The organism is Caulobacter sp. CCH9-E1 (assembly GCF_001556515.1).
Taxonomy (GTDB): Bacteria; Pseudomonadota; Alphaproteobacteria; order Caulobacterales; family Caulobacteraceae; genus Caulobacter.
The window spans coordinates 1-25858 of sequence record NZ_LSJA01000251.1; the positions used below are offsets into that span (position 1 = coordinate 1).

Sequence of the window (25858 nt, forward strand, 5' to 3'; positions counted from 1 at the left end):
GACTGGAGACCCGCCTGAACTCAACACGGTTGCTCCCCCGCATCGCGGGGGAGGAACTAGGATCAGAGATCCAGATCCGCCGCCGCGAACTCGGCGTTTTCCTGGATGAACCTGAACCGCAGCTCCGGTTTGCGGCCCATCAGGGTCTCGACCAGGCTTTCGACGGCTTCTTCGCTGCGGGGCAGGGTGACGCGGGCCAGGGTGCGCTTCTTGGGGTCCATGGTGGTCTCCTTCAGCTGGGAGGCCATCATCTCGCCCAGGCCCTTGAAGCGGCCGATCTCGGGCTTCTTGCCCTTGAAGACCGTGGCCAGCAGCTCGTCCTTGTGGGCGTCGTCGCGGGCGTACTCGGACTTGCCGCCGTGGCTGATGCGGTACAGCGGCGGCAGGGCCAGGAACAGGTGACCCTGGCGGATCACGTCCGGCATGGTGCGGTAGAAGAAGGTGATCAGCAGGGAGGCGATGTGGGCGCCGTCGACGTCGGCGTCGGTCATGATGATGATCCGCTCGTAGCGCAGATCCTCTTCACGGTACTTCGATCCGCCCTGGGCCCCCAGGGCCAGCATCAGGTCCGACAGCTCCTTGTTGGCGGTGAACTTCTCGCCGCTGGCCGAGGCGACGTTCAGGATCTTGCCGCGTAGGGGCAGGATCGCCTGGTACTTGCGGTCGCGGGCCTGCTTGGCGGAACCGCCGGCGCTGTCGCCTTCGACGATGAACAGCTCGGCGCCGTCGACCGCGCTCCCGGCGCAGTCGGCCAGCTTGCCGGGCAGGCGCAGCTTGCGGGTCGCCGAGGCGCGGGAGACTTCCTTGTCCTTGCGGCGCTTGAGACGCTCCTCGGCCCGCTCGATGACGAATTCCAGCAGGGCCTGGGCGTTTTTCGGGCTGGAGCTGAGCCACAGGTCGAACGGGTCGCGCAGGGCCTGCTCGACGAAGCGCTGGGCCTCGCTCGTGGAGAGCTTTTCCTTGGTCTGGCCCTGGAACTCGGGGTTCTTGATGAACACCGAGATCAGCGCCCCGGCCTGGGCGACGACGTCGTCGGCGGTGATGATCGCGCCGCGCTTCTCGCCCTTGAGCTCGGCATAGGCCTTGAGGCCGCGGGTCAGGGCGGCGCGGAAGCCGCTCTCGTGGGTGCCGCCCTCGGGGGTGGGGACGGTGTTGCAGTACGACTGCATGAAGCCGTCGTGCTCGCCGAAGCCCTGGGGCGTCCAGGTGACGGCCCACTCGACAGCGCCGGCCTCGCCCTGGCGCTCGATGCGGCCCGAGAAGCTCTCGGGGGTGATGGTGGTCAGGCCCTTGGTCCGCTCGGCCAGGAAGTCGGCCAGGCCGTTGGGGAAGTGGAAGACAGCTTCGGGCGGGGTCTGGTCATGGATCCGCGAGGGATCGCAGGACCATTTGATCTGCACGCCGCGGAACAGGTACGCCTTCGACCGCGCCATGCGGTACAGGCGCGCCGGCTTGAAATTGGTCCCGTCGCCGAAGATCTCGTCGTCGGGCTTGAAGCGCACCATGGTGCCCTTCTTCTTCGACGGCGCGACCTGCTGGATCGGACCCAGCGGCTTGCCGCGGGCGAACACCTGCAGGTGCTCGAAGCCGTCGCGCCAGACGGTGACCTCGACGCGCTCGGACAGGGCGTTGACGACGCTGGCGCCGACGCCGTGCAGGCCGCCCGAGGTCTCGTAGGCCTTGCCCGTGAACTTACCGCCGGCGTGCAGGACGGTCATGATGACCTCCAGCGCCGACTTGCCGGGGTACTTCGGGTGCGGGTCGACGGGCATGCCGCGACCGTCGTCCTTGACCGACAGGAAGCCGTCGGCGTCGAGCTTGACCTCGATGGTCTTGGCGAAGCCGGCCACGGCCTCGTCCATCGAGTTGTCCAGCACTTCGGCGAACAGGTGGTGCAGGGCCCGCTCGTCGGTGCCGCCGATGTACATGCCCGGCCGCTTGCGGACCGGCTCCAGGCCTTCCAGCACCTCGATGTCGGCGGCCGAGTACTCGCCGGGCGCGGATGGCTTGGCGGCGGGCGTGGGCTTGGACGAGGGGGGCGGCGGCGGGATCGGGCGCGGCGTCGGCTCGACGTGCGGCTCGACGCTGCTCAGCAGCGGCGCGGCCGGAACCGGGGCGAGGGCGTCGTCGTCGCCAAACAGGGAGGGGGTCTTATCGGAGGAGGACATCAGCGGAAGTCTAGGCGATTCGAACGCGGGGGCCTCGTATGGCGGGCCCGGCTTCCCCTGAAAAGCGAAAATGAAATCCTCTCCCCGTGGGAGAGGTGTCGCCGTCAGGCGACGGAGAGGGAAGGGACAGGCCTTGCCGAACTTCCCCCTCCGTCCGTTTCACGGCTGCCTCCCCCGCTAGGGGGAGGATTTCCAGGCTCAGCGATAGGCCGGCGGATAGCCGCCCGGGTCGCTGGCGACGTAGCGGGCCTTCAGCTGCTCGTGGCGGCCGTCCTTGGGCTGCTCGACGCCGCCGACCAGGACCGTGGTCGGCCAGCTGGTGGTCTCCAGCGGATCGCCGTTCCAGACCACGACGTCGGCCAGCTTGCCGACCTCCAGCGACCCGATCTTGGCGTCCTGGCCCCAGATCTTGGCCGGAACCAGGGTCACGCCCGCCAGGGCGGCCGAGTAGGGTAGGCCGTTGGCGACTGCGAGGCCGGCGTTCAGGCGTTCCTGGCGCAGGTTGTTGAAGTCCCGCGAGCCGTTGATCGCCACCGCGACGCCAGCCGCGTGCAGGCGGGCGGCGTTGTCGAGACGCGAGCCCAGGGTCTCGAAGCTGCCGGGCAGGTCGTCCTGCGGATCGACGATGACAGGGACCCCGGCCTTGGCGATCTCGGGGGCGACCATCCAGCCTTCCTCGACGCCTTCGAAGATGACCTTGATCTTCTCCTCGGCCGCCAGCTTCAGCGCCTGGCGGATGTCGGCGGCGCGGGAGACGCGGATCAGCAGCGGCGTCTTGCCTTGGACGACGGGGATCAGGGCCTGCAGGTCCAGGCGCGAGAGGCCGAAGTCGCGGGTGGCGCCTTGCTCGAAGGCCGCGCGGCGGGCGGCGAAGGCGCGAGCATCCTCGAGGGCCGAACGGATCAGCACCAGATCTGCGCCGCGCGAGCCGCCGGCCGCCCGGGCGCCGCTCTCGCCCAGCGAGACGGTGACCGCCAGCTTCGAGGCCTCGACGATATCCGGCGCGCCGGCTTTCAGGCGGATGAACGCCGCCTGGCCGCCGAACAGCGGCGGGTCGCCGTCGCCGCTCTTGCCAGCGGTCATCTCCTCGACCACGCCGTCGTCGGCGTGTTCATGAGCGCCGCCGCCGGTCCCGGTGAGGATGGGCGTCACCGCCGAGCTGGTGATCCCGCCATCGCGGGCCAGACCCAGGAAGGTCGAGGCCGGGTTGATCCCGTAGCTGATGTCGAAGGCGGCCGAGAGCGCGCTGCCGGTGCCGTCGTCGCGGGTTTCACGCACGCCGTTGACCTCGGCGGCGCCCAGGTTCGAGGACGGGGCGATAAAGCCCGGGGTGACGACGCCGCCCTTGGCGTCGATCACCTTGGCGCCGGCCGGAACCGTGACCTTGGCGCCGAGCGCGGCGATCTTGCCGTCCTTGATCACCAGGGTCCCGTTCGGGATCGCGGCGCTGGAGACCGGCTCGATGCGGGCGTTGACGATGGCGACCGTCTGGGCCGCCGCGGGGAGGGCCAGGGCGCAGGCGGCGCTGGCGAGAAGCAGAGACCGGATCATCAGTTGAACGCTCCCTGGCCGGGCTGGCCGAGCTCGAAATCGGACTTGGGCTGGAAGCGCGCGTCCTTGCGGTCGTAGACCAGCGCGCCGTCGATGAAGACCTTTTCGGCCTGGGCGTAGACACTGAACGGGTCGCGGCTCCAGACGACGAGGTCGGCGGCCTTACCGGCTTCGAGGCTGCCGGTCTTGTCGCTGATGCCCATGGCCTTGGCCGGGTTGGCTGTGATCCACTTGATCGCCTCGGCGCGGGGGATGTCGACGCCAAGCTTGGCGCCGGCGGCCATGGCGATCGCGGCCTCCTGGTTCAGTCGCTGGGTCATGATCGCGTCGTCGGAGTGGATCACCACGCAGGCGCCGTTCTTCCACAGGATCGCGGCGTTGGCGTCGATGCCGTCCAGGCTTTCCATCTTGAAACCGGTCCACGAAGCCCAGGTGGCCGAGCAGATGCCTTCCTTGGCGAGAAGCGGCGCGATCTTGTAGCTCTCGATCGCGTGGTGGAACATCGTGATCTTGTAGCCAAACTCCTTGGCGATATCGATCATCGTGGCTTCTTCGTCCGCGCGGTAGCAGTGGTTCTGCACCAGGATCTCGCCCTTCAGCACGCCGGCCAGGGTTTCCATCTGCAGGTCGCGCTTGGGCGGATCGGCTTTCTCGCCTTTCTGCTGCTTGGCGCGGTAGTCTTCCCACTTGCGAGCGTAGTCGGCCGCGTCGATCCAGGCCTTGCGATAGCCGAAGACGTTGCCCATCGCCGTCGAGGGCGAGCGACCGCGGCCGCCGTAGACGCGCTTGGGATTCTCGCCGCAGGCCATCTTCAGGCCATAGGGCGCGTCCGGGAACTTCATGCCCTGGGTCGTCAGCGACGGCACGTTCTTCAGCGTCACCGAGCGGCCGCCGAACAGGTTGGCTGACCCCGGGAGGATCTGCAGGGTCGTGACGCCGCCAGCGCGGGCCCGGTTGAAGCCCGGATCCTGCGGCCAGACCGAATGCTCGGCCCAGACCTGGGCGGTGTTCGGGTCGGTGGCCTCGTTGCCGTCCGAGCGCGCCGACACGCCGGGCGAGGGATAGACGCCGAGGTGGCTGTGAGCGTCGATGACGCCCGGGGTGATCCACTTGCCGGTCGCATCGACCTTGAGGACGTCGGCCGGGATCGGCGTGTCCGGTCCGCCCACGGCGACGATCTTGCCGCCCGAGGCGATCACCACGCCGTTCTCGATCTGCTGGCCGGTGGCGGTCAGGACGGTCGCGCCGACGAAGGCGGTCGGACGCGAGGGTAGGGGCTTGTAGGTCGACGGGAAGCCGCTCGACGCCTGACCGTCCAAACCCTTGGGCAGCGGCTTGATCTCGGCCTTCTCAGCGGGCTTGGCGCTCGCTTGGGTGGACTTGGCGGGCGCGTTCGTCCCGGTGGTCGCGCAGGCCGAAAGCCCCAGCGCGAGCAGGCTCGCGGCGGTCGCCGCGTAACGCCATCTGATCATGAAAAACCCCGACTCTCGAAGAGGGCGAAAGGACAAACGAAAAGTCGCGCCTTATCAAGTCGGACAATGTTCGATGAAGCCGATCGCCAGCGAAAGACTTGCGCTTGCCGTTGGGACCGCGCCTGTCGCCCAATATGCTGGCTGCTGACATGATCAGGCTCGTCCCGGGTCATACCCGGCTTGGGCGGAGGGGAGCGGAGCAATGGGCGTCGAGTTGGACAGGCGGGGAGCGCTGGCGGGCGGCTTGGCCGTCATGGCTCTTTCTGGAACCGCGCAATCTGAGGAGAGGAAATCCATGTACGGACTGATCGGCCAGATGCTGGCGGCGCCCGGCAAGCGGGACGAGCTTCTGGCGATCCTCGGCGAAAGCACAGTCGGGATGCCGGGCTGTCTGAGCTATGTGATCGCCAAGGACCCCGCCAATGCCGACGCGCTTTGGATCACCGAGGTCTGGACCGACAAGGAGGCCCACGCCGCCTCGTTGAAGTTGCCCGCCGTACAGGCGGCCATCGCCAAGGCTCGACCGATTATCGCGGGCTTTCCGCAGCATTTCGAGACCGAGCCGGTGGCCGGGCAGGGCCTCAAGATCTGACGACAAGAAAAAGGCCGCGGATCGCTCCGCGGCCTTCGTCTTTTCCAGATCTCGTGATCTTAGAAGCGCGCGTCGATCGCGACGCCGACCACGCGCGGTTCGTTGACGAACGCGGTCAGGTTGTTGAAGTCGATCGCGCCCTTGATGTTGCTCTCGTTGGTGATGTTGCGGGCGAACGCCGCCACTTCCCAGCCGCCTTCCTTGTTGGCGTAGCCCAGCTTCAGGCCGCCCTCGAAGTCGCCCTTCGTGTAGAACTCCTTCGACTGGTACAGGAAGATGTTGGTGTAGCCCTGCACCTTCCAGTCCGTGAACGCGAACAACTCTCCCGAGGCGATCGGGTAGCTGTAGCGAGCGGTGAAGTCGAAGGTGTACTTCGGCGCGTTCGGGAACGGGTTGCCGTTCACCAGGGCCTGGCCGGCGGCGTTCAGCGGATCCGTGACGGTGCAGGCGGCGCAGGGCGCGACGGCCAGCGTGCTGTCCTTGATCTTGGTGTGGGCGTAGCTATAGCCGGCCGTGACCACGAAGTTCGGGGTGACGACGAATTCGCTGTCCAGTTCCAGGCCGTAAGCCTCGCCCTTCTTGGCGTTGATCAGGCGGTTGGAGTTCGAACCACCGCCGACGGCGCTGAACTGCGGGTCGTCGATCGTGTAGGAGAAGACCGCGCCGTTCAGGCGGACGCGGCGGTCGAACAGTTCGCTCTTCAGGCCCAGCTCATAAGACATGATGGTTTCGGACTTGGCGGCCGAGGCCGGCGAGCCGAACGCGATGTCGCGGCCCTGGATCGACGGGCCGCGGAAGCCGGACGCCACCTTCGCGTAGACGCTGACGTTCTCGTCGATCTTGTAGAAGGCCGACAGGTCCCAGGTCACTTTGGAATCGGACACCGAGACCGCCGGGGCGGCGTTGCCGGACACCACGTTCATGTCCTTGTCGTCGTCGGTGTAGCGTAGGCCGCCGGTCAGGGTCAGTTGATCGTTGACCGCGTACGAGGTCTGGCCGAACAGCGCCCAGGACTTGTTCTTCTGGCGCAGGGTGGTGGCCGGAATGTAGAACGGATCGGTGCGGATGTCGTACTTGGTGTCGAAGTAGAAGCCGCCGACCTGCCAGGTCAGCGGGCCGTCGGTGTCGCTGGCCAGGCGGACTTCCTGAGTCCACTGGAACAGGTTCTTGATGCCGTCACGGGTGTTCGACTGGAACGGGATGAAGCCCGGACCATTGGGGTTGCCGCCGTCGATGTCGCCCAGGCTCGAGCCGTGGGTGTTCTCGTAAGCGGTGATCGAGGTCAGCTTGGCGCCATCGAAGTCGTACTGGATGTTCGCCGACGCGCCGTAGCCCTTGTACTTCTGCGGATTGTTGGCCGTGTTGTCGTAGGCGACCTTGTCGCGCTCGTAGTTGCTGTTCAGCTTGTTCGAGCCCTTGGTCAGCACGTTGGCGCGGAACACGGCGGCGGTGCCGTCCAGGTCGCGGGCGTGCACATTGAACAGGGCCGAAAGCTTTTCGTTCGGCGTGAACAGCACCTGCAGGCGGCCGGCCCTCTCATCGAAGCCGCCCAGGGCGTCGTTCTTCTTGGTGTAGGTGTTGTCGATCCAGTTGTCGCGGTGCTGGATCAGGACCGAGGCGCGGGCCGCGACCTTGCCCTCGACAAGAGCGCCGCCGACGCCGCCGTCAAAGGTGATGGTGTTGTAGCTGCCGTAGGTGGCCGTCGCGCGGCCCTTCATCTCTTCAGTCGGCTTGATGGTGTCGAACTTGACGATGCCGGCGGTCGTGTTGCGGCCGAACAGGGTGCCTTGCGGGCCGCGCAGCACTTCGACGTGGTCGAGATCGTAGATCGGGGAGCTCTTCAACACGACGTTTTCGAGGACGACTTCGTCCTGAATGATCGAGACGGGCTGCGAGGCGGCCAGGTCGAAGTCGGCGTTGCCCAGGCCGCGGATATAGAAGCGCGGCGCGGCGCGGCCGTTCGAGGACTCGGCGTAGAGGCCGGGCGCCTTGGCCGAAAGGGCCAGGATGTCTTCGCCGGCGGCGAAGGTCGATTGCAGCTTCTCGCCGCCGATGGCGGCCACCGAGACCGGCACGTCCTGCAGGTTTTCACTACGCTTTTGGGCGGTGATGATGATCTCGCCGACCTTGGTGTCCTGGGCGAACGCCGCCGGGGCGACGACCATCGCCGTGGTCAGGGCGGTCAGGCCGCACGACAGAGTCAGGGCGCGACGAAGAGAGCTGTTGAGCTTGGGCATGGAGAGATCCTGTTGTGAATCTTGGACGCCGGGTCGCTCGTTCTGACTGGAGCGTTGGCGGCGATTCCGTTTGCGCTGCGATAGGCCAAGTCTCGGCCTCGCGGATATCTCTCGCCATGTGATTTGAGCCGCAATTGGCTGATTACGTCCGTTATGTTGCGAAGTTGCGACATTTTTGTTCAGTCGCTGCCTCTAAGTAATAAATCATTCCCAGTTCTGGCGGTCGCTCTTCTTGCGTCGCGCAACGAAAAAGGGCCGGAGATCGCTCTCCGGCCCTTCGTTCGTCCTAAGGCTTACGCGCTTAGCACTTATAGTACATGTCGAACTCGACGGGGTGCGGGTGCAGTTGCAGGCGCATCACCTCTTCCATCTTCAACTCGATGTAGCTGTCGATGAAGTCGTCATCCATGACGCCGCCGGCCTTCAGGAAGGCGCGGTCCTTGTCCAGGTTCTCCAGGGCTTCGCGCAGCGAGCCGCAGACTTCCGGGATCTTCTTCTGCTCGCGCGGCGGCAGGTCGTACAGGTTCTTGTCGGCCGGAGCGCCCGGATCGATCTTGTTGATGATGCCGTCCAGGCCGGCCATCAGCAGGGCGACGAAGGTCAGGTACGGGTTGCCCATCGGGTCGGGGAAGCGGGCTTCCAGACGCTTGGCCTTCGGGCTGTCGACGTGCGGGATGCGGATCGAGGCCGAGCGGTTGCGCGAGCTGTAGGCCAGCTTCACCGGGGCTTCGTAGCCGGGCACCAGGCGCTTGTACGAGTTCGTCGTCGAGTTCGAGAACGCGTTGATGGCCTTGGCGTGCTTGATGATGCCGCCGATGTACCACAGGCATTCCTGCGACAGACCAGCGTACTTGTCGCCGGCGAACAGCGGCTTGCCGTCCTGCCAGATCGACTGGTGCACGTGCATGCCCGAGCCGTTGTCGGCGAACATCGGCTTGGCCATGAAGGTGGCCGTCTTGCCGTAAGCCGCGGCCACGTTGTGGATGACGTACTTATAAAGCTGCATCCGGTCGGCCATGGTGACCATGGTGTCGAACTTAAGGCCGAGTTCGTGCTGGGCCGGGGCCACCTCGTGGTGGTGCTTTTCCGGCTTCATGCCCAGCTCGCCCATGACGGCCAGCATTTCGCCGCGCAGGTCCTGGCAGCTGTCGACCGGGTTCACGGGGAAGTAGCCGCCCTTCGGGCCCGGGCGGTGACCCATGTTGCCTTCCGGATATTCCTTGCCCGAGTTCACCGGCAGTTCGGTCGAGTCGAACGAGTAGCTGGTGTGGTGCGGGGCGGTCGACCAGCGCACGTCGTCGAAGATGAAGAACTCGGCTTCCGGACCGAAATACACGGTGTCGCCCACGCCGGCCGACTTGAGGTAGTTCAGGGCGGCCTTGGCGATCGAGCGCGGGTCGCGGTTGTACGGGGTGCCGGTGTCGGGGTTCACGACGTCGCAGAACAGGGCCAGCGTGGTCTGCTGGTAGAACGGGTCGATGATGGCGCTGTCCAGATCAGGACGCAGCTTCATGTCCGACTCGTTGATGGCCTTCCAGCCGGCGATCGACGAGCCGTCGAACATGGTGCCGTCGTTCAGGAAGTCGTCGTCCACCAGATCGATGTCGAACGTGACGTGTTGCATCTTGCCGCGCACGTCGGTGAAGCGGACGTCGACGTACTTGACGTCCTTTTCCTTGATCAGGTTCAGGATATCCTTGGCGGTGGTCATTCCGTATCCCCTTTGTAGAAATCTCGTAAGTGTTGTCGGTCAGGCCTAGACGGCGGCCGGACCGTTTTCTCCGGTTCGGATGCGGATCACTTCCGCGATCTCCGAGACGAAAATCTTGCCGTCGCCAATGCGGCCGGTGCGGGCGGCGCGAGTGATGGCTTCCAGCGCGGGATCGAGCTGGCTGTCCTCGACAACCACCTCCACCTTGATCTTGGGGAGGAAGTCCACGACGTACTCGGCGCCGCGATAGAGCTCGGTGTGGCCTTTCTGGCGGCCATAACCCTTGGCTTCGAGCACGGTCATGCCCTGGACGCCCATGTCCTGCAGGGCCTCCTTAACCTCATCCAGCTTGAACGGCTTGATGATGGCTTCGATCTTCTTCATCGGTTCCACTTTCGGGCCCGTCGGCGGCGAACCGCCTTCTCTGAGCCGGCAACCATCACGGCGCCCCCTTGCCCGCAAGCGAGCGGGGGCGACAAAACTGACCTATCGGTTGACTTCTGGGCGCCTGTTCAAAAATTGCGCTGATGGCGCCGCTTTTTGATGCATTGCTGGAATGTCGTCCAAATGACCTTGCGACGCGCGTTTTCGCGCCTAGGATCGCCCCCAACGATCGTTTGAATGGGGGTGGAGATGCGCGACGACACGCCGGTTTTGATCGGCGCGGGCCAATTCACGTATCGCGGAGATGCGGGAAACTCGCCGTCTCCGTTGGAACTGCTGAAAGTTGCGGCGGAGCGCGCCGCGCTTGATGCCGGGCTGAAGGGGTCTGTTCTTGCCGATCTGGACGCTTTGGCGGTCGTCGCGTTCAGCATCGACGCTCCGGGAGGGTTGTCTAAGCTGCCGTTGCCTAGGTTGAGTGATCCGCCAGCCTCGCTCGCCCGCGCCGTTTCCGCCTCGCCAGCCTGGAGCGTTTATACCGAGACGGGCGGAAACAGCCCTCAGCAGGCGGTCAATGTCGTCTGCGAACGGATCGCCCAGGGCGACGCGAACCTAGCGCTCGTAAGCGGGGCGGAGTTTCTGGGTTCGCTGATGAAGCGGATGAAGGGCGGCCTTGGCTTTGACGGCTGGGCTGACGACATCGACAGCAAGCCGCGGCGGATCGGCGATCCCCGCCCGGGCGTGACGCCGCAGGAGGCGGCGCATGGGCTGGGTTATCCGGTCAATACCTATCCGCTGTTCGAGAACGCGCTGCGGGCGCGGGACGGCCGATCGATCGAAGACCACCAGAAAGCCCTGGGCGCCTTGTTCGCGCCTTTCACCAAGGTGGCGGCCGCTAATCCTTATGCTTGGTTCCCAGTCGAGCGTTCGGCCGAGGAACTGGTCACGGTCACGGACCGCAACCGCATGGTCGGGTTCCCTTATCCGAAATACCTCAACGCGATCATGGAGGTCGATCAGTCGGCCGCGGTTCTGATCGCCAGCGTCCGTAAGGCGCGGGAGTTGGGCGTCCCTCAGGACAAGTGGGTCTTCCTGCATGGCTGCGCCGACGCGTCCGACCTTTGGCACCCGCTGGAGCGGCAGAACTACCACTCCAGCCCCGCCATGCGCCTGACGGGCGAGCGCGCCTTCGATATGGCGGGGATCACGGCGGCGGACCTGTCTCTGATCGACCTCTATTCCTGCTTTCCGTCGGCCGTGCGGATCGGGGCCGAGGAACTGGGCCTGGCGCTGGACGACCCGCGGGGGCTGACCGTGACCGGCGGTCTGCCGTACTTCGGTGGCCCGGGGAACAACTACGCCCTTCACGCGATCGCCGAGATGGTGACCCGGCTGCGCGCGCGGCCCGGCGCCTACGGTCTTTCGACCGCCAATGGCTGGTTCCTGACCAAGCAGTCCGTCGGGATCTATTCGACGAAGCCCGTCGAAGGCCGCTGGAAGCGGCAGTCGCCCGCCGTGATCCAGGCCGAGATCGACGCCTTGCCCCATCCCGAGATCGTGGAGAAACCCGAGGGGCGGGCCCGGATCGAGACCTATACGGTCGTCCATGGCCGCGAGGGCGTTCGTATGGGGATCGTGATCGGCCGGGACGCCCAGGATCGCCGCTTCGTCGCCCAGACGCCGGATGATCCCGCCGTGCTGAAGGACCTGGAGGCGCGGGAAGGCGTCGGGCGGACCGGAACAGTCGGGCCGCATCCGGACGGCGTCCGCAATCTCTTCACGCCGGACTGAGCGCATGGGCCTCATTCACGTCATCCGTCATGGCAAGCCCGCCTCGACCTGGGGCGGATCCGATGACGATCCGGGCCTGGACGCCGCGGGCCTGGAGCAGGCCAGGGCGGTCGCTCGCGAGATCATGGCTCTGCCAGCGAGCGTCAGGCCCGATCGCGTGGTGTCCTCACCGTTGAGGCGCTGCCGCGAAACCGCCGCGCCTCTGGCCGAAGCCCTGGGCGTGGAGGTCGAGATCGATCCTCGGGTCGGTGAAATCCCGACGCCCGCGGCCCTGTCCGCCGACGAGCGGCCCGATTGGCTTCGGCAGGCTTTCGGGGGACTCTGGGCCGAGGTCGTCGGCGATCTGGACTATGCGGCCTGGGCGCAGAGCGTGGCGAGCGCGCTGATGGATCATCAGGGAAAGGCGGTGTTCAGCCATTTCGTCGCCTTGAATGCCGCGGTCGCGACCGCGACGGGAGACCCGCGCGTCGTGGCCTTTCGCCCCGACCATTGCTCGCGGTCCGTTTTTCGCGTGGAGGGCGACCGCTTGATCCTGGCAGAGAAAGGGCGCGAAGCTCAGAGCCAAGTGCTTTGAAGGAGTAGCCGTGGCGCGAGAGATTCTGACCGTCGCCCAGATGGTCGCGGCCGACCGCGCGGCCGTGGCGAGCGGCACGCCGACCCAGGTGTTGATGGAGCGAGCGGGCGGAGCGGTCGCGACGGCGATCCGGGATCGGTACGCGCGGCGCCCGGTCGTTGTCTGGTGCGGACCAGGCGACAACGGCGGCGATGGCTATGTCGCCGCCCGTCACCTGAAGCGTCGCGGATGGCCAGTCGTGGTGGAGGCGGCTTATCCGCCCGCGACCGACGCCGCGCGGTGGGCGGCCTCGCGATGGAAGGGCGAGGTCCGGCCGCTGTCTGCGCGGCCCGCGCCCGGACATCTTTACATAGACGCGCTGTTTGGCGCGGGGCTGTCGCGGCCGCTTGAGGGGCCGGTCGCCGAGCTTGCGCGGGCCGCCCGAAAGACTGGAGTCCAGGTCGTGGCGGTCGATACGCCCTCGGGCGTCCACGGCGACACGGGGCGAGCCCTGGGGGGTATCGCCTTCCGCGCCGAGACCACGGTGACCTTCCATCGTCGAAAGCCCGCCCATGTCCTGGCCGAAGGGCGTGACGCCTGTGGCGAGATCATTGTGGCGGACATAGGACTGGAGACGGTCGAAGCTGTCGATCTGTTCGAGAACGAGCCTGAACTCTGGCTTCCGCGCTTTCCGTGGCCGGCCTTCGACGCGCACAAGCACAGCCGGGGGCGGCTGAAGGTCGTCAGCGGCGAGGCCTGGAGCACCGGCGCGGCCCGCCTCTCGGCTCGCGGAGGGCTGCGGATTGGCGCGGGCGCGGTGACCGTGTTGTCGCCGCCGGGCGCGCTGGCGGTCAACGCCGCGCACCTGGAGGCGATCATGCTGGCGCCGTTCGAATCCGACGCGGAGCTCGCCATGGCCGCAGAGGAAGCGGACGCGGTGATCATCGGACCGGCCGCGGGCGTCGGCGAGGCGACAACACGCAATCTGCAGGCCCTGGCCCGCACCGGCGCGGCGATGGTCGTGGACGCCGACGCGCTGACCAGCTTCCGTTATGATCCGGAAGACCTGTTCGCCTGCCTGGATCGCGATGACGTCCTGACGCCTCATCCGGGCGAGTTCGAGCGCGTCTTCCCGGGGCTCCTGGCCAAGTCGCCCGAGCGGATCGCGGCCGCCCGCGAAGCCGCTCGTCGCGCCGGCGCGGTGGTGCTGCTGAAGGGGCCCGACACAGTCGTCGCCGCGCCCGATGGCAGAGCCGCCGTCCTGCTGAACGGCGCGCCCTGGCTGGCGACAGCCGGATCAGGCGACGTGCTGGCCGGCTTCATCGGCGGCCTGATCGCTCAGGGCATGGAGAGCTTCGAGGCCGCTTGCGCCGGCGCATGGATCCACGCGGCGTGCGGCGCCGGTCACGGACCGGGCTTGATTGCCGAGGACATCCCCGGCCTGGCCCCCGCTATTCTGGCCGAGCTCTACGCGAAACGCTGAGCGGACTTGCGCCCCGCGCTTCAAGTCCGTAATCCCCCTCGAACGCGGATGTGGCGAAACTGGTAGACGCACTGGATTTAGGTTCCAGCGCCGCGAGGCGTGGAGGTTCGAGTCCTCTCATCCGCACCACTCTTCTCACCGGGCTCTTCGGCCTGCGTGAGTTTTATCGCCGCTGCTCTTGGATGCTCGCGCACGTCGTGACATAAGGGCGCTCTTTCGCCGCCCCGGTCCTCGCGGGCGGCGTCGATCTTTTGGACCCCAGGGCGGAGCTCGGGCGCCCGGCGCCCCGACCCGAAAATTAAGAATGTCGATGCAGATCGTTGAAAAGTCGGGCGAAGGCCTCAGCCGCGTTTTTGGCGTCACGGTGCCCGCGAGTGAACTGGCCACGCGTCTGGATGCGCGGATCGCCGAAGTCGCCCCGCAGATGAACGTGAAGGGCTTCCGTCCCGGCAAGGTGCCGACGGCCCACGTCCGCCGCATGTATGGCAAGGCCCTGATGGGCGAAGTCATCGAGCAGGCGCTGAACGAGACCACCCAGAAGGTCCTGGAAGAAAACAAGCTGCGTCCGGCCGGTCAGCCCGAGCTGAACCCGTCGTCGGACATGGAAAAGGTCATCGCCGGCGGTGAAGACCTGGCCTTCGAACTGGCCGTCGAAGTCATGCCGGAGTTCGAGCCGATCGACCCGGCTTCGATCGAGCTGGTGAAGCCGGTCTACAAGGTCACCGACGCCGAGGTCGACGAGGCCCTGGACGAGCTGGCCAAGCAGGCCCGCACCTACGAGCCGCGCACCGGCAAGACCGTTAAGGCCAAGGACGGCGACCAACTGCTGATCGACTTCGTCGGCACGATCGACGGCGTCGAATTCGCCGGCGGCAAGGCCGAAGGCGCTGAGCTCGTCCTGGGTTCGGGCCAGTTCATCCCGGGCTTCGAAGACCAGCTGGTCGGCGCCAAGCCGGGCGACGAGGTCGTCGTGAAGGTGAAGTTCCCGGAAGAATACCAAGCCAAGGATTTGGCCGGTAAGGACGCCGAGTTCGCCACCAAGGTTCAGGAAGTCCGCGCCCCGGTCGACGGCAAGGCCGACGACGAACTGGCCAAGCGCCTGGGTCTGTCGGACCTGGCGGCCCTGAAGGAGCTGCTGCGCTCGAACCTGTCGGGCCGCTACGACAACTCCTCGCGCTTCAAGCTGAAGCGCGCCCTGCTGGACGTCCTGGACACCAAGCACGACTTCCCGCTGCCGCCGCGCATGGTGGAAGCCGAGTTCGCCGGCATCTGGCAACAGGTCGAGGCCGACAAGGCCCGTGGCGGCCTGCCGCCGGAAGACGCCGAGAAGTCGGACGACCAACTGCAGTCGGAGTACCGCAAGATCGCCGAGCGCCGCGTGCGCCTGGGTCTGGTGCTCGCCGAGATCGGCCGCAAGAACGACGTGGTCGTCACCGACCAGGAACTGACCGACGCCATCATGCGCGAAGCTCGCCAGTACGGCGCGCAAGCCCAGCAGGTGTTCGACATGTACCGTCAGCGCGCCGATCTGCAGGCCGCGCTGCGCGCCCCGATCTACGAAGACAAGGTCGTCGACCTGATCTTCGGCAAGGCCAAGGTCGAGGAAAAGGAAGTCTCCAAGGACGAGCTCCTGGAAGAAGACGACCTGCCGGAAGGCTACGGCGGCTAATCGCTGGCCAAGGCTTGCGAAACGAGGCGCGGTTCGAAAGGGCCGCGCCTTTTTTCATGTCTGGAGGTTTTCGTCCGCGCCTTGCAACCTGTTAAGCGCCACGCGATATGCGTTGTCGACGGCGCGCGGGGGCTGATTCGTTTTCGCGCCGCCAGCACAAACGAAAAGGGTGATACCCCATGATGTACGATCCGGTTTCGACGGCCATGAACCTCGTGCCGATGGTGGTCGAGCAGACCAGCCGCGGCGAGCGCGCGTTCGACATCTTCTCGCGCCTGCTGAAGGAGCGGATCATCTTCCTGACCGGTCCGGTCGAGGACGGCATGGCCAGCCTGATCTGCGCCCAGCTTCTCTTCCTGGAGTCCGAGAACCCCAAGAAGGAAATCGCCATGTACATCAACTCGCCGGGCGGCGTGGTGACGGCTGGCCTCGCGATCTACGACACCATGCAGTACATCAAGAGCCCGGTCTCGACCGTGTGCATGGGCATGGCCGCGTCGATGGGCAGCCTGCTGCTCGCCGCCGGCGCCGCTGGCCAGCGCATCTCGCTGCCGAACGCCCGCATCATGGTGCACCAGCCGTCGGGCGGCTTCCGCGGCCAGGCCTCGGACATCGAGCGCCACGCCGAGGACATCATCAAGACCAAGCGTCGCCTGAACGAAATCTACGTCAAGCACTGCGGCCGCACCTATGAAGAGGTCGAGCGCACGCTCGACCGCGACCACTTCATGAGCGCCGACGAAGCCAAGGCCTGGGGCCTGGTCGACCACGTCTATGACAGCCGCGAAGCGGCCGAGGCCGGCGCTGAATAAGGCGCAGCCCCGCTAAAATAAGAGCCGCCGGTCATCCGATCGGCGGCTTTTTTATTGTCCGGAGGGTGCGGCTAATCCGCTCAGGTGACCGGCTTGCCGCGGAAGATCCGGTAGCCTTTCTCTTCGGCGATCGCGAGCATTTCGGTGTCGCCCGAGGTGTCGCCATAGGCGGCCGTCAGATGGACGTCCGGCCCGAAAACCTCGCGCAGGCGGACGACCTTTTCCTTGGCGCGGCAGTTGGCGCCGTCGAGGCCGCCGAGAATGCGACCATCTTCCGAACAGGTCAGCCGCGTGCCGATTAGGACGTCGGCGCCGAGGCCTCGCGCGAACGGCGCGACGGTGATCTCGGGCGAGGCGGTGACGATCACGATCCGCGCGCCCTTGGCCCGCCAGGCGCGCCAAACGGCCACCGCGTCGGGCCGGAGCAGGGAAGGGGCGTAAGCCTGGGCGAAGGCCCGCGCGTCGGCCTCGATCTCGGCGATGGTTGCGCCCTTCAGGAACTCGCGAACCGCGGCGGCCTTGAGTTTTCCACGGTTGCGATCGAACACGTAGGTCAGCAGGGCGGGGGTCAGCCGCAGCACGCCGCGGGTCCATCGCCGGGGCCCGGCGCGCCACTTCAAGAAGGCGTTGAAGCTGTCCTTGACCGTCAGGGTGCCGTCGAAGTCGAAGGCGACCAACGCGCGCTCATGACCCATTTCGCCGGTCATCGGGCGCGAGGCGCTCAACCCCTTCGACATCAACGAACGCTTGGCCATCAACCTTCCATGCCGTCGCGTGACGCGCGCCGGTTCCACACGATTCCAGCCCTCGTAATAAGGGCTTCGAGGGATGGCGATAAGGGCCAAGTCGCGCAACGCTTGCACCCAAGCGCCAATCGCCCAATTTAGATGGCGAGGTCATGACACGATCCGGCGCGTTGAAGCGTTTGAGGCGGGAAAGGCGCTGGCAAGGCTTGTGAAGCGCGCCCGGATCGGGGAATGTCAAGGATTAGACAACTCCCGGCGTATATCCTGGCTGCTTCGGTGGCGGCTTATGCGCTCGGAGGGGCGTCTCGGCGTTAAGCCGTATGTCGCCATAGTGTGAGAAGCGATCATGACGAAAGCCGCGAGCGGCGACACGAAAAGCACTCTCTACTGTTCTTTCTGCGGAAAGAGCCAACATGAGGTGCGCAAGCTCATCGCGGGACCGACGGTGTTCATTTGTGATGAATGCGTCGAGCTCTGCATGGACATCATCCGCGAAGAGCACAAGATCGCCTTCGTGAAGTCCAAGGACGGCGTTCCGACGCCGCGCGAAATCTGCGAAGTCCTGGACGACTACGTGATCGGGCAAGGCCACGCGAAGAAGGTCCTCGCGGTGGCGGTCCACAATCACTACAAGCGCCTCAACCACGCGTCGAAGAACAACGACGTCGAACTGGCCAAGTCGAACATCCTGCTGGTCGGTCCGACCGGTACGGGTAAGACCCTACTGGCGCAGACCCTGGCTCGAATCATCGACGTGCCGTTCACGATGGCCGACGCCACGACGTTGACCGAAGCCGGTTACGTCGGCGAGGACGTCGAGAACATCGTGCTGAAGCTGCTGCAAGCCGCCGACTACAACGTCGAGCGCGCCCAGCGCGGCATCGTCTATATCGACGAAATCGACAAGATCAGCCGCAAGTCCGACAATCCGTCGATCACTCGCGACGTGTCGGGCGAGGGCGTGCAGCAGGCCCTGCTGAAGATCATGGAAGGCACCGTCGCCTCCGTGCCGCCGCAAGGCGGGCGCAAGCATCCGCAGCAGGAATTCCTGCAGGTCGACACGACGAACATCCTGTTCATCTGCGGCGGCGCCTTCGCCGGGCTTGAGAAGATCATCTCGGCGCGCGGCGCGGCCAAGTCGATCGGCTTCGGCGCCAAGGTGACCGATCCGGAAGAGCGCCGGACGGGCGAGATCCTGCGGAACGTCGAGCCTGACGATCTGCAGCGCTTTGGCCTGATCCCGGAATTCATCGGCCGTCTGCCGGTGGTCGCGACCCTGGAGGACCTCGACGAGGCCGCCCTGGTCAAGATCCTGACCGAGCCGAAGAACGCCTTCGTCAAGCAGTACCAGCGCCTGTTCGAGATGGAGAACATCGGCCTGACCTTCACCGACGACGCCCTGCATCAGGTCGCCAAGAAGGCCATCGCCCGCAAGACCGGCGCGCGCGGTCTGCGTTCGATCATGGAAGGCATCCTGCTGGAGACCATGTTCGAACTGCCCAACTACGAGGGCGTCGAGGAGGTGGTGGTCAACGCCGAGGTCGTCGAAGGCCGGGCCCAGCCGCTGCTGATCTACGCGGAGAAGAAGGGCGGCGCGGCTTCGGCCTGATCGCCCGCTTTCTGAGATTGAGGGCGCGTCTTCCTTGTGGAGACGCGCCCTTTTTCGTGGATAACCCGCTTTGGGGCGCAGCGTTGTCCCGACGGTGAGGCGCGGGCGCCACAACGTCACGAGGCGAGAGAAAGCGCTTTAAAGTCCAGATCTTGGATGAACTCGCCTCTAGGGCGCTCACCTGGGGCATGCCCGTTTCAACTTGACCGGACATGCGCGACCTCTCGCCGCTGTGAGGCGAGTGTGCTTGAACCGTGTTGTAAAACGTCCACATAAATAACGACATTCCGCCCAGTCCAGGGCGGACGGGCCGATCGACTCAGGCGCATCGTCTGACGTGACGGCGGCCCGCATGGCCAAGGCGCTTCCCCCGCCGCGGCCGGGAGTATTGAGCACATGTCCGAACTACGTACGCTTCCTGTCTTGCCGCTGCGGGACATCGTTGTTTTCCCGCACATGGTGGTCCCGCTTTTCGTGGGCCGCGACAAGTCCGTGCGCGCCCTCGAGGAAGTGATGCGCGGCGACAAGCAGATCCTGCTCGTGACGCAGAAGAACTCGGCGGATGATGATCCGGCTCCGGGCGATATCTTCGACGTCGGCGTGCTGGCCACCGTCCTGCAACTGCTGAAACTCCCCGACGGCACCGTGAAGGTGCTGGTCGAGGGCAAAGGCCGCGCGGCCGTCGTGAAGTTCACCGACCAGGAGGCCTATTACGAGGCCCAGATCGGCGAGGTCAGCGAAGACGAAGGCGCAGGCCCCGAGGCCGAAGCCCTGTCGCGCGCGGTCGTCGAGCAGTTTGAAAACTACGTCAAACTGAACAAGAAGGTGCCGCCGGAGGCCCTGGCGTCGATCCCGCAGATCGCCGAGCCTGGCAAGCTGGCCGACAGCATCGCCGCGCACCTCTCCGTCAAGATCGGCGACAAGCAGAACCTGCTGGAGATCTTCGACGTCGTGAAGCGCCTGGAGAAGGTCTTCGCCCTCATGGAAGGCGAGATCTCGGTGCTGCAGGTCGAGAAGAAGATTCGCTCGCGCGTGAAGCGCCAGATGGAGAAGACCCAGCGCGAGTATTATCTGAACGAGCAGATGAAGGCGATCCAGCGTGAGCTGGGCGATCCCGATGATGCTCGCGACGAGCTGATCGACCTCGAAAAGCGCATCAAGAAGACCAAGCTTTCGAAGGAAGCTCGGACCAAGGCCGAGGGCGAGCTGAAGAAGCTGCGCAACATGAGCCCGATGTCGGCCGAGAGCACGGTCGTCCGGAACTATCTGGACTGGCTGCTGTCGATCCCGTGGGGCAAGGCCAAGACCAAGAAGATCGACCTGACCGAGGCCGAGGGCATCCTCGACGCCGATCACTACGGTCTGGAGAAGGTCAAGGAACGCATTCTTGAGTACCTGGCCGTCCAGGCCCGGACCAACTCGCTGAAGGGGCCGATCCTGTGCCTCGTTGGTCCTCCCGGCGTCGGCAAGACCTCGCTCGGCAAGTCGCTGGCCAAGGCGACCGGCCGTGAGTTCGTGCGCATGAGCCTCGGCGGCGTGCGTGACGAGGCCGAGATCCGCGGTCACCGCCGCACCTACATCGGCTCGATGCCCGGGAAGGTCATCCAGTCGATGAAGAAGGCCAAGACCACGAACGCCTTCGTGCTGCTGGACGAGATCGACAAGATGGGCAGCGACTACCGCGGCGATCCCGCCTCGGCGCTGCTGGAAGTGCTCGATCCGTCGCAGAACTCGACCTTCGGCGACCACTATCTCGAGGTCGACTACGACCTGTCGCAGGTGATGTTCGTCACGACGGCCAACAGCCTGAACATGCCCCAGCCGCTGCTGGACCGCATGGAGATCATCCGCATCCCCGGCTACACCGAGGATGAGAAGCTGGAGATCGCCAAGCGGCACATCCTGCCGAAGCTGGCCAAGGATCACGGCTTGAAGCCGGCCGAGTTCATCGTGCCGGACAAGGCGATCCGCGACCTGATCCGCTACTACACCCGGGAAGCCGGCGTTCGGTCGCTGGAGCGAGAACTGGGCGCCCTGGCGCGGAAGACGGTCCGCGACCTGGCCCGCGAGAAGGTGGCCTCGATCACGATCGACGACGAGCGCCTGGCCAAGTACGCGGGCGTCAAGAAGTACCGTTACGGCGAGACCGACGAGGTGGACCAGGTCGGCATCGTCACCGGTCTGGCCTGGACGGAGTTCGGCGGCGACATCCTGACCATCGAAGCCGTGAAGATGCCGGGCAAGGGTCGCATGCAGATCACCGGCAACCTCAAGGACGTGATGAAGGAGTCGATCGCGGCGGCCAACAGCTATGTCCGCTCGCGCGCGCTGCAGTTCGGCATCAAGCCGCCGGTCTTCGAGAAGACCGACGTACACATCCACGTGCCGGACGGCGCCACGCCCAAGGACGGTCCGTCGGCCGGTATCGCCATGGCCCTGGCCATGGTCTCGGTGCTGACCGGCATCCCGATCCGCAAGGATATCGCCATGACTGGCGAAATCACCCTGCGCGGTCGGGTCACCGCCATCGGCGGCCTGAAGGAGAAGCTGCTCGCGGCCCTACGCTCTGGCGTGAAGACGGTGCTAATCCCGCAGGAGAACGAGAAGGACCTCGTCGACGTGCCTCAGAGCGTCAAGGACGGCCTGGAGATCATCCCGGTCTCGACGGTCGACGAGGTGCTCAAGCACGCGCTCACCGGACCTCTGACGCCGGTCGAGTGGAACGAGGCGGAGGAGCCGATTGCTGCGGGTGCGAAGAAGGATGATGGCGACAGCGACGCCATTCTGACCCACTAAGCGTAACTTATTGATGATAACTTATGCGGCGCGGGAGTTTCCCGCGCCGCTCTCGTTTGACGAGGCCTTTTCTGCCGCCATAATCCCCAGCGAGCGCAGCGCCGTAAGCAAAAACACGTCGCCGCTCAGGCTGGGAGAAAAACATGACCACAAAAGCCGAACTCGTCACGGCGATCGCCGAGAAGGCGGGCATCAACAAGAACCAAGCCAAAGACGCGCTGGAAGCCTTCATCGACGCCGTCACCGACTCCCTGAAGTCGGGCCAGGATGTGCGCCTGGTCGGTTTCGGCACGTTCAAGGCCGTGACCCGCGCCGCGGGCACCGCGCGAAATCCGCGGACAGGCGAGACGGTCAACCGTCCCGCGTCGAAGACCGCGCGTTTCCAGGTCGGCGAAGGCCTGAAGTCGTCTCTGAACGGCTGATCCAGTTTCCGCATAAGAGAGGCGGGGCGTCGCGGGGGCTGACGTTCCGCCTTTCGTATTTCGGGCTTTGCCCGAACGCGCGCGCCCGCTAGAAGCGGCGGCCTTGGGGCGCGCCAGGTTTGGATGCGAGCGGCGAAACCGCTCGAACGCGCTTCAAGCGCAAGGAGATTGAGCCTGTCCGTCAGGCTCCAGAGGGCAGTTAGCTCAGCGGTAGAGCGTCTCGTTTACACCGAGAGGGTCGGGGGTTCGATCCCCTCACTGCCCACCATTCCTCTTCACAGCCAAGGCATCCGGCCCCCGGGCCAAGGTCACGCTTTCGCTTGGAGTTTGCGATCAAGATGATATCATTTTGATCGCAACGCTGGAGGTGCGTCATGTCTGAGACCCGGACCATCAACCCGACCAACGAACGCCCGTACGGCGGCGTGAACGGGGGTGCCGCGCTATTGGCCGCACCCTTGCTTCTAGGACTCGGGATTTGGCTGCTCCTTCAGGCGCGAGACGGCGGCGGCGCGTTTTTCACGCTCTCTGGCGCGGGGTGCGTGAGCCTCGCGATCCTGGTGTCGTGCGGCTTCTATTCGCTGCAGCCGAACGAGGCCTACGCCATCACGCTGTTCGGCGCGTATGTGGGCACGGACCGCGCGACGGGCCTGCGCTGGATCCTGCCTTGGTATGGCCGCAAGAAGATTAGCCTGCGGGTGCGCAACGTGACCAGCGAGACGCTGAAGGTGAACGACAAGCGCGGCAACCCGATCGAAATCGCGGCCAACATCGTCTGGAGGGTCAAGGACTCGGGGCAGGCGCTGTTCGACGTCGATGACTACGCCGCCTTCGTGAACATCCAAATCGAGACGGGCCTGCGCGAGGTCGCCTCGCACTACGCCTACGACCATGCGGAGGAGGGCGAGCCCACGCTGAGGGCCGACGCTGAGGAGGTGGGGGATCGCCTGCGAAAGGATCTGCAGCAGCGCACCGCCGTCGCCGGCGTTGCGATCGACGAAGCGCACCTGATGCATCTGGCCTACGCGCCGGAGATCGCCGGCTCGATGTTGAAGCGTCAGCAGGCCGAGGCCGTGCTGGCCGCTCGCCGAACCATCGTCGCCGGCGCCGTCGACATGGTCGAAAGCGCGCTTGGCCAGCTCAGTGACCGCGGCGTGGTCGCTCTAGACGACGAGCGCCGAGCCTCAATGGTGTCCAACCTGCTGGTGGTGCTCTGCGCCGACCGCGAGGCCCAGCCCGTGGTCAACACCGGCACACTCTACGGCTGACGTGGCGAGCGACCAAAATGACGCCAAGGGCGGTCGGCGCGCATTCCTGATGCGCGTCAGTCCCGAGGTCCTGTCGGCCATCGAGCGACTGGCGGCGTCCGAGTTGCGTAGCGTGAACGCACAAGTCGAGGTATTGCTACGCGAAGCGCTAGGGCGTCGCGGCGTTGCTCGGAAATCGTCCGGGAACGGCGAGGAACCCTAGCTGTCGCAAAAGCTTTATCGATCCAAGGCCGAATGGGGAGGCCTGGCGTAGCGATGAGGATTCGGCGTGACGGATACGAGAACGGATCGGCCGTTCGGCCCGAGTAGCTTTGCCGCCGAGATCGATCCGCCGTTTGACACTGTCCGTCTCGTAGACACGACCATGCTCTACGCGCCGCGTAGCGGCGGCGTTCGCCGATATCTCTCGTCCAAGCGGGCATGGCTGGCGGCCAACAGGCCCGCCGTTCGCCATACGCTGGTCGTCCCCGGGGCGAGGGACTCCTACGATGGCAAAGGGCGGGTCTCGATCTACGCCGCGCCGCTGCCGTTCGGAGCAGGCTATCGCTGGCCGGTGGTGAAAGCCGCCTGGATGGAGCGGCTGATTCGTCAGAGGCCTGACATCATCGAGGCCGGAGATCCCTATACGCCCGGTTTGGCGGCCCTGAGGGCGGGGGAGGCCTTGGGCATTCCCGTCGTCGGCTTTTGTCACACCGATCTCGGCAAGCTGGCGGCGTTGCACATCGGCGAATGGGCCGAGAAGCCGGTTCAGAAGCGATGGGCCGCCGTCTATCGCCAGTTCGACCAGGCCGTGGCGCCGAGTCGCTTCATCGCGGGCCGTCTGATCGAGGCCGGCGTCCATAACGCCGTCGGCCTGCCTCTGGGCGTGGATACCGAGCTCTTCCACCCAAGCCGCGCTGATCGCGGGACGCTCCGCCGCCGGCTGGGCGTGTCCTCCGACGAAAGGCTGCTGGTCTTCGCGGGGCGGCCGGCGCGAGAGAAGCGTCTCGACGTGCTTGTCGGCGCGGTCGAGCGGCTGGGAGCGCCCTACAAACTGCTGTTCGTTGGCGCGGGCGGCGGCGCGCCTGCGAGCGATCGCGTCATCAGCCTGGACTATGTGCGAGACCCCGCCGAGCTGGCGGGAATCCTGGCCAGCTGCGACGCCTTCGTGCACGCCAATGACAACGAGCCTTTCGGCCTCATCGTCCTGGAGGCGATGGCGTGCGGTCTCCCCGTTGTCGGCGTCGCCGCGGGCGGCGTCGCCGAGTCGGTCGATGACGAGGTGGGGCAGCTAGCCGTGCGCTCCGAGCCCGGAGCCTTCGCCGAAGCCGTCGAGGCCCTGTTCGCGCGTGACCTCGCCGCCATCAGCGTCGCCGCGCGCCGACGCGCCGTGGAGCGGCACGGATGGGACGCGGTCTTCCGCCAGCTCTGTTTCATCTATGGCGGCCTGACGGGACGCCACGCCTTCGGCGGACTATCCCAGCCGCGCGATCACTAGGCGGTACGCAGTCCCGCCAGGATCTCGTAGCTGTGTTTGCGCGCGGCATGATCGTAGATCTGCGAAGCCGCCATTAGCTCATCCGCGCCGGTCATATCCAGAACCTGGTCGATCTTGCGCTTCACCGTCTCGGGCGAACCGATGGCGGAGTACTGGAAGGTGTGGTCCAGGCCCGCCAACTCCGCTGGCGAGGCATGCTCGCGGATGTCATCGACTGGCGGCGGCAGCAGACCGGGCCGGCCACGTCTCAACGCCAGGAACTGCTGCTGGGTCGAGGTCGCCAGACGCGCGGCCTCCTTGTCGGTGTCGGCGGCGCAGACGCCGATGCAGACCATCGCATAGGGCTTGTCCAAGGCTTCCGACGGCTTGAAGTGACGGCGATAGAGGAGGAGGGCGTCCAGCAGGGCGTCGGGCGCGAAGTGGGCGGCGAAGGCGTAGGGCAGTCCCAGAGCCGCGGCCAGTTGCGCGCCCCAGGTCGAGGAGCCCAGGATCCAGATCGGCACGTCCTGTCCTTCGCCGGGGACGGCCCGAACGCCCTGGTCCGCCGTCGCCGGTTTGAACCAGTGCTGCAGTTCGACGACGTCCTGGGCGAACGAATCGACCGCGCCGGCATAGCGCCGCAGCGCGCGCATGGTCGCCTGGTCGGCGCCGGGCGCGCGGCCCAGGCCCAGGTCGATACGGCCGGGGTAGAGCGCGTTCAGCGTGCCGAACTGCTCGGCCACCAACAGCGGGGCGTGATTTGGCAGCATGACTCCGCCGGAGCCGACTCGAATCGTCGAGGTGCCGCCGGCCACGTGACCGATGACGACGGCCGTCGCCGCGCTGGCGATGCCTGGCATGTTGTGATGTTCGGCCAGCCAGTAGCGGTGGAAGCCGAGACGTTCGGCATGCCGCGCCAGGTCCAGACTGTTGTGGAGAGCTCGGCCAACGTCGGTTCCTTGGGGAACGGGCGCCAAGTCGAGGACGGAGAAGCGGGGATAAGCGACCATCAACGCTAGATGGCGCGTAAAGTCCGCAACTCAAGGCGTTGCGAAACGGTTCTCTATGTCGTGGAAGCCACTGGACGGTGGCGCGAATGACGGGGCTCGAACCCGCGACCTCCGGCGTGACAGGCCGGCGC

The 25858-nt window shown here is 65.9% G+C and carries 19 protein-coding genes and 2 tRNA genes; 13 read left to right on the plus strand and 8 right to left on the minus strand.

Translation table 11 applies throughout. From position 1 onward, the window contains the following. Nucleotides 1-62 precede the first annotated feature (62 nt). The 3 genes from parE to AX690_RS14040 form a co-directional block, all read right to left on the minus strand. On the minus strand, nt 63-2168 hold the full coding sequence (gene parE, locus AX690_RS14030) for a DNA topoisomerase IV subunit B (RefSeq protein ID WP_066730414.1): 2106 nt from the start codon (nt 2166-2168) through the stop codon (nt 63-65). A gap of 198 nt (nt 2169-2366) precedes the next feature. Next, a complete protein-coding gene (locus AX690_RS14035; protein WP_066683489.1) occupies nt 2367-3719 on the minus strand; it encodes an amidohydrolase family protein in 1353 nt (450 codons plus the stop codon). Further along, nucleotides 3719-5191, minus strand: a complete 1473-nt coding sequence (locus AX690_RS14040; protein WP_066683486.1) for an amidohydrolase — start codon at nt 5189-5191, stop codon at nt 3719-3721. The genes AX690_RS14035 and AX690_RS14040 overlap by 1 nt, the downstream gene beginning before the upstream one ends. 202 nt (nt 5192-5393) lie before the next feature. Between AX690_RS14040 and AX690_RS14045 the strand changes: the two genes are divergently transcribed. Further along, nucleotides 5394-5783, plus strand: a complete 390-nt coding sequence (locus AX690_RS14045; protein WP_066683484.1) for a putative quinol monooxygenase — start codon at nt 5394-5396, stop codon at nt 5781-5783. 59 nt (nt 5784-5842) lie between these two features. Here the strand turns inward: AX690_RS14045 and AX690_RS14050 are convergent, their stop codons facing one another. From AX690_RS14050 to AX690_RS14060, 3 genes are all read right to left on the minus strand, one after another. Then, nucleotides 5843-8020: a TonB-dependent receptor gene (locus AX690_RS14050; RefSeq protein ID WP_066683479.1), complete on the minus strand. Its 2178-nt coding sequence runs from the start codon at nt 8018-8020 to the stop codon at nt 5843-5845. 301 nt (nt 8021-8321) lie between these two features. Beyond that, entirely contained in the window at nt 8322-9731 is a 1410-nt protein-coding gene (glnA, locus tag AX690_RS14055) for a type I glutamate--ammonia ligase (RefSeq protein ID WP_066683477.1), read from the minus strand. Nucleotides 9732-9776: 45 nt separating this feature from the next. Then, on the minus strand, nt 9777-10115 hold the full coding sequence (locus AX690_RS14060; RefSeq protein WP_013079372.1) for a P-II family nitrogen regulator: 339 nt from the start codon (nt 10113-10115) through the stop codon (nt 9777-9779). A gap of 237 nt (nt 10116-10352) precedes the next feature. On the opposite strand from AX690_RS14060, the gene AX690_RS14065 reads away from it, so the two are divergent. The 6 genes from AX690_RS14065 to AX690_RS14090 all read left to right on the plus strand — a co-directional run bounded on the left by AX690_RS14065 (nt 10353) and on the right by AX690_RS14090 (nt 16420). Further along, nucleotides 10353-11903, plus strand: a complete 1551-nt coding sequence (locus AX690_RS14065) for an acetyl-CoA acetyltransferase (RefSeq protein WP_082769671.1) — start codon at nt 10353-10355, stop codon at nt 11901-11903. 4 nt (nt 11904-11907) lie between these two features. Beyond that, on the plus strand, nt 11908-12477 hold the full coding sequence (locus AX690_RS14070; RefSeq protein WP_066683475.1) for a histidine phosphatase family protein: 570 nt from the start codon (nt 11908-11910) through the stop codon (nt 12475-12477). Between the two features lie 10 nt (nt 12478-12487). Next, nucleotides 12488-13939 (plus strand): bifunctional ADP-dependent NAD(P)H-hydrate dehydratase/NAD(P)H-hydrate epimerase, encoded by a 1452-nt coding sequence (locus AX690_RS14075; RefSeq protein WP_066683474.1) that lies wholly within the window; start codon nt 12488-12490, stop codon nt 13937-13939. Between the two features lie 44 nt (nt 13940-13983). Then, nucleotides 13984-14068 (plus strand) — tRNA-Leu (locus tag AX690_RS14080). A 181-nt stretch (nt 14069-14249) separates the two neighbouring features. Then, on the plus strand, nt 14250-15608 hold the full coding sequence (gene tig / locus AX690_RS14085) for a trigger factor (protein ID WP_304439879.1): 1359 nt from the start codon (nt 14250-14252) through the stop codon (nt 15606-15608). Between the two features lie 179 nt (nt 15609-15787). Further along, nucleotides 15788-16420, plus strand: a complete 633-nt coding sequence (locus AX690_RS14090) for an ATP-dependent Clp protease proteolytic subunit (protein WP_013079367.1) — start codon at nt 15788-15790, stop codon at nt 16418-16420. Nucleotides 16421-16500: 80 nt separating this feature from the next. On the opposite strand, the gene AX690_RS14095 is transcribed toward AX690_RS14090, so the two are convergent. Then, nucleotides 16501-17175: an HAD-IB family hydrolase gene (locus AX690_RS14095; RefSeq protein ID WP_066683470.1), complete on the minus strand. Its 675-nt coding sequence runs from the start codon at nt 17173-17175 to the stop codon at nt 16501-16503. Nucleotides 17176-17512: 337 nt separating this feature from the next. Between AX690_RS14095 and clpX the strand changes: the two genes are divergently transcribed. The 6 genes from clpX to AX690_RS14125 all read left to right on the plus strand — a co-directional run bounded on the left by clpX (nt 17513) and on the right by AX690_RS14125 (nt 24738). Further along, nucleotides 17513-18775 carry an ATP-dependent protease ATP-binding subunit ClpX gene (gene clpX, locus AX690_RS14100; RefSeq protein ID WP_004615159.1) on the plus strand — a complete coding sequence of 421 codons (1263 nt, stop codon included), beginning with the start codon at nt 17513-17515 and terminating at the stop codon, nt 18773-18775. A 396-nt stretch (nt 18776-19171) separates the two neighbouring features. Further along, on the plus strand, nt 19172-21571 hold the full coding sequence (gene lon, locus AX690_RS14105; protein WP_066683469.1) for an endopeptidase La: 2400 nt from the start codon (nt 19172-19174) through the stop codon (nt 21569-21571). A 143-nt stretch (nt 21572-21714) separates the two neighbouring features. Next, entirely contained in the window at nt 21715-21993 is a 279-nt protein-coding gene (locus AX690_RS14110; protein WP_013079364.1) for an HU family DNA-binding protein, read from the plus strand. 193 nt (nt 21994-22186) lie between these two features. Beyond that, a tRNA-Val gene (locus AX690_RS14115) sits at nt 22187-22261 on the plus strand. Nucleotides 22262-22535: 274 nt separating this feature from the next. Continuing rightward, entirely contained in the window at nt 22536-23261 is a 726-nt protein-coding gene (locus AX690_RS14120) for an SPFH domain-containing protein (RefSeq protein WP_231732207.1), read from the plus strand. Between the two features lie 322 nt (nt 23262-23583). Continuing rightward, nucleotides 23584-24738, plus strand: coding sequence for a glycosyltransferase family 1 protein (locus tag AX690_RS14125; RefSeq protein WP_066683497.1), 1155 nt, complete (start codon nt 23584-23586; stop codon nt 24736-24738). Here AX690_RS14125 and AX690_RS14130 read toward each other — a convergent pair. Then, on the minus strand, nt 24735-25727 hold the full coding sequence (locus tag AX690_RS14130) for an LLM class flavin-dependent oxidoreductase (RefSeq protein ID WP_066683467.1): 993 nt from the start codon (nt 25725-25727) through the stop codon (nt 24735-24737). The genes AX690_RS14125 and AX690_RS14130 overlap by 4 nt on opposite strands. Nucleotides 25728-25858: the final 131 nt, after the last annotated feature.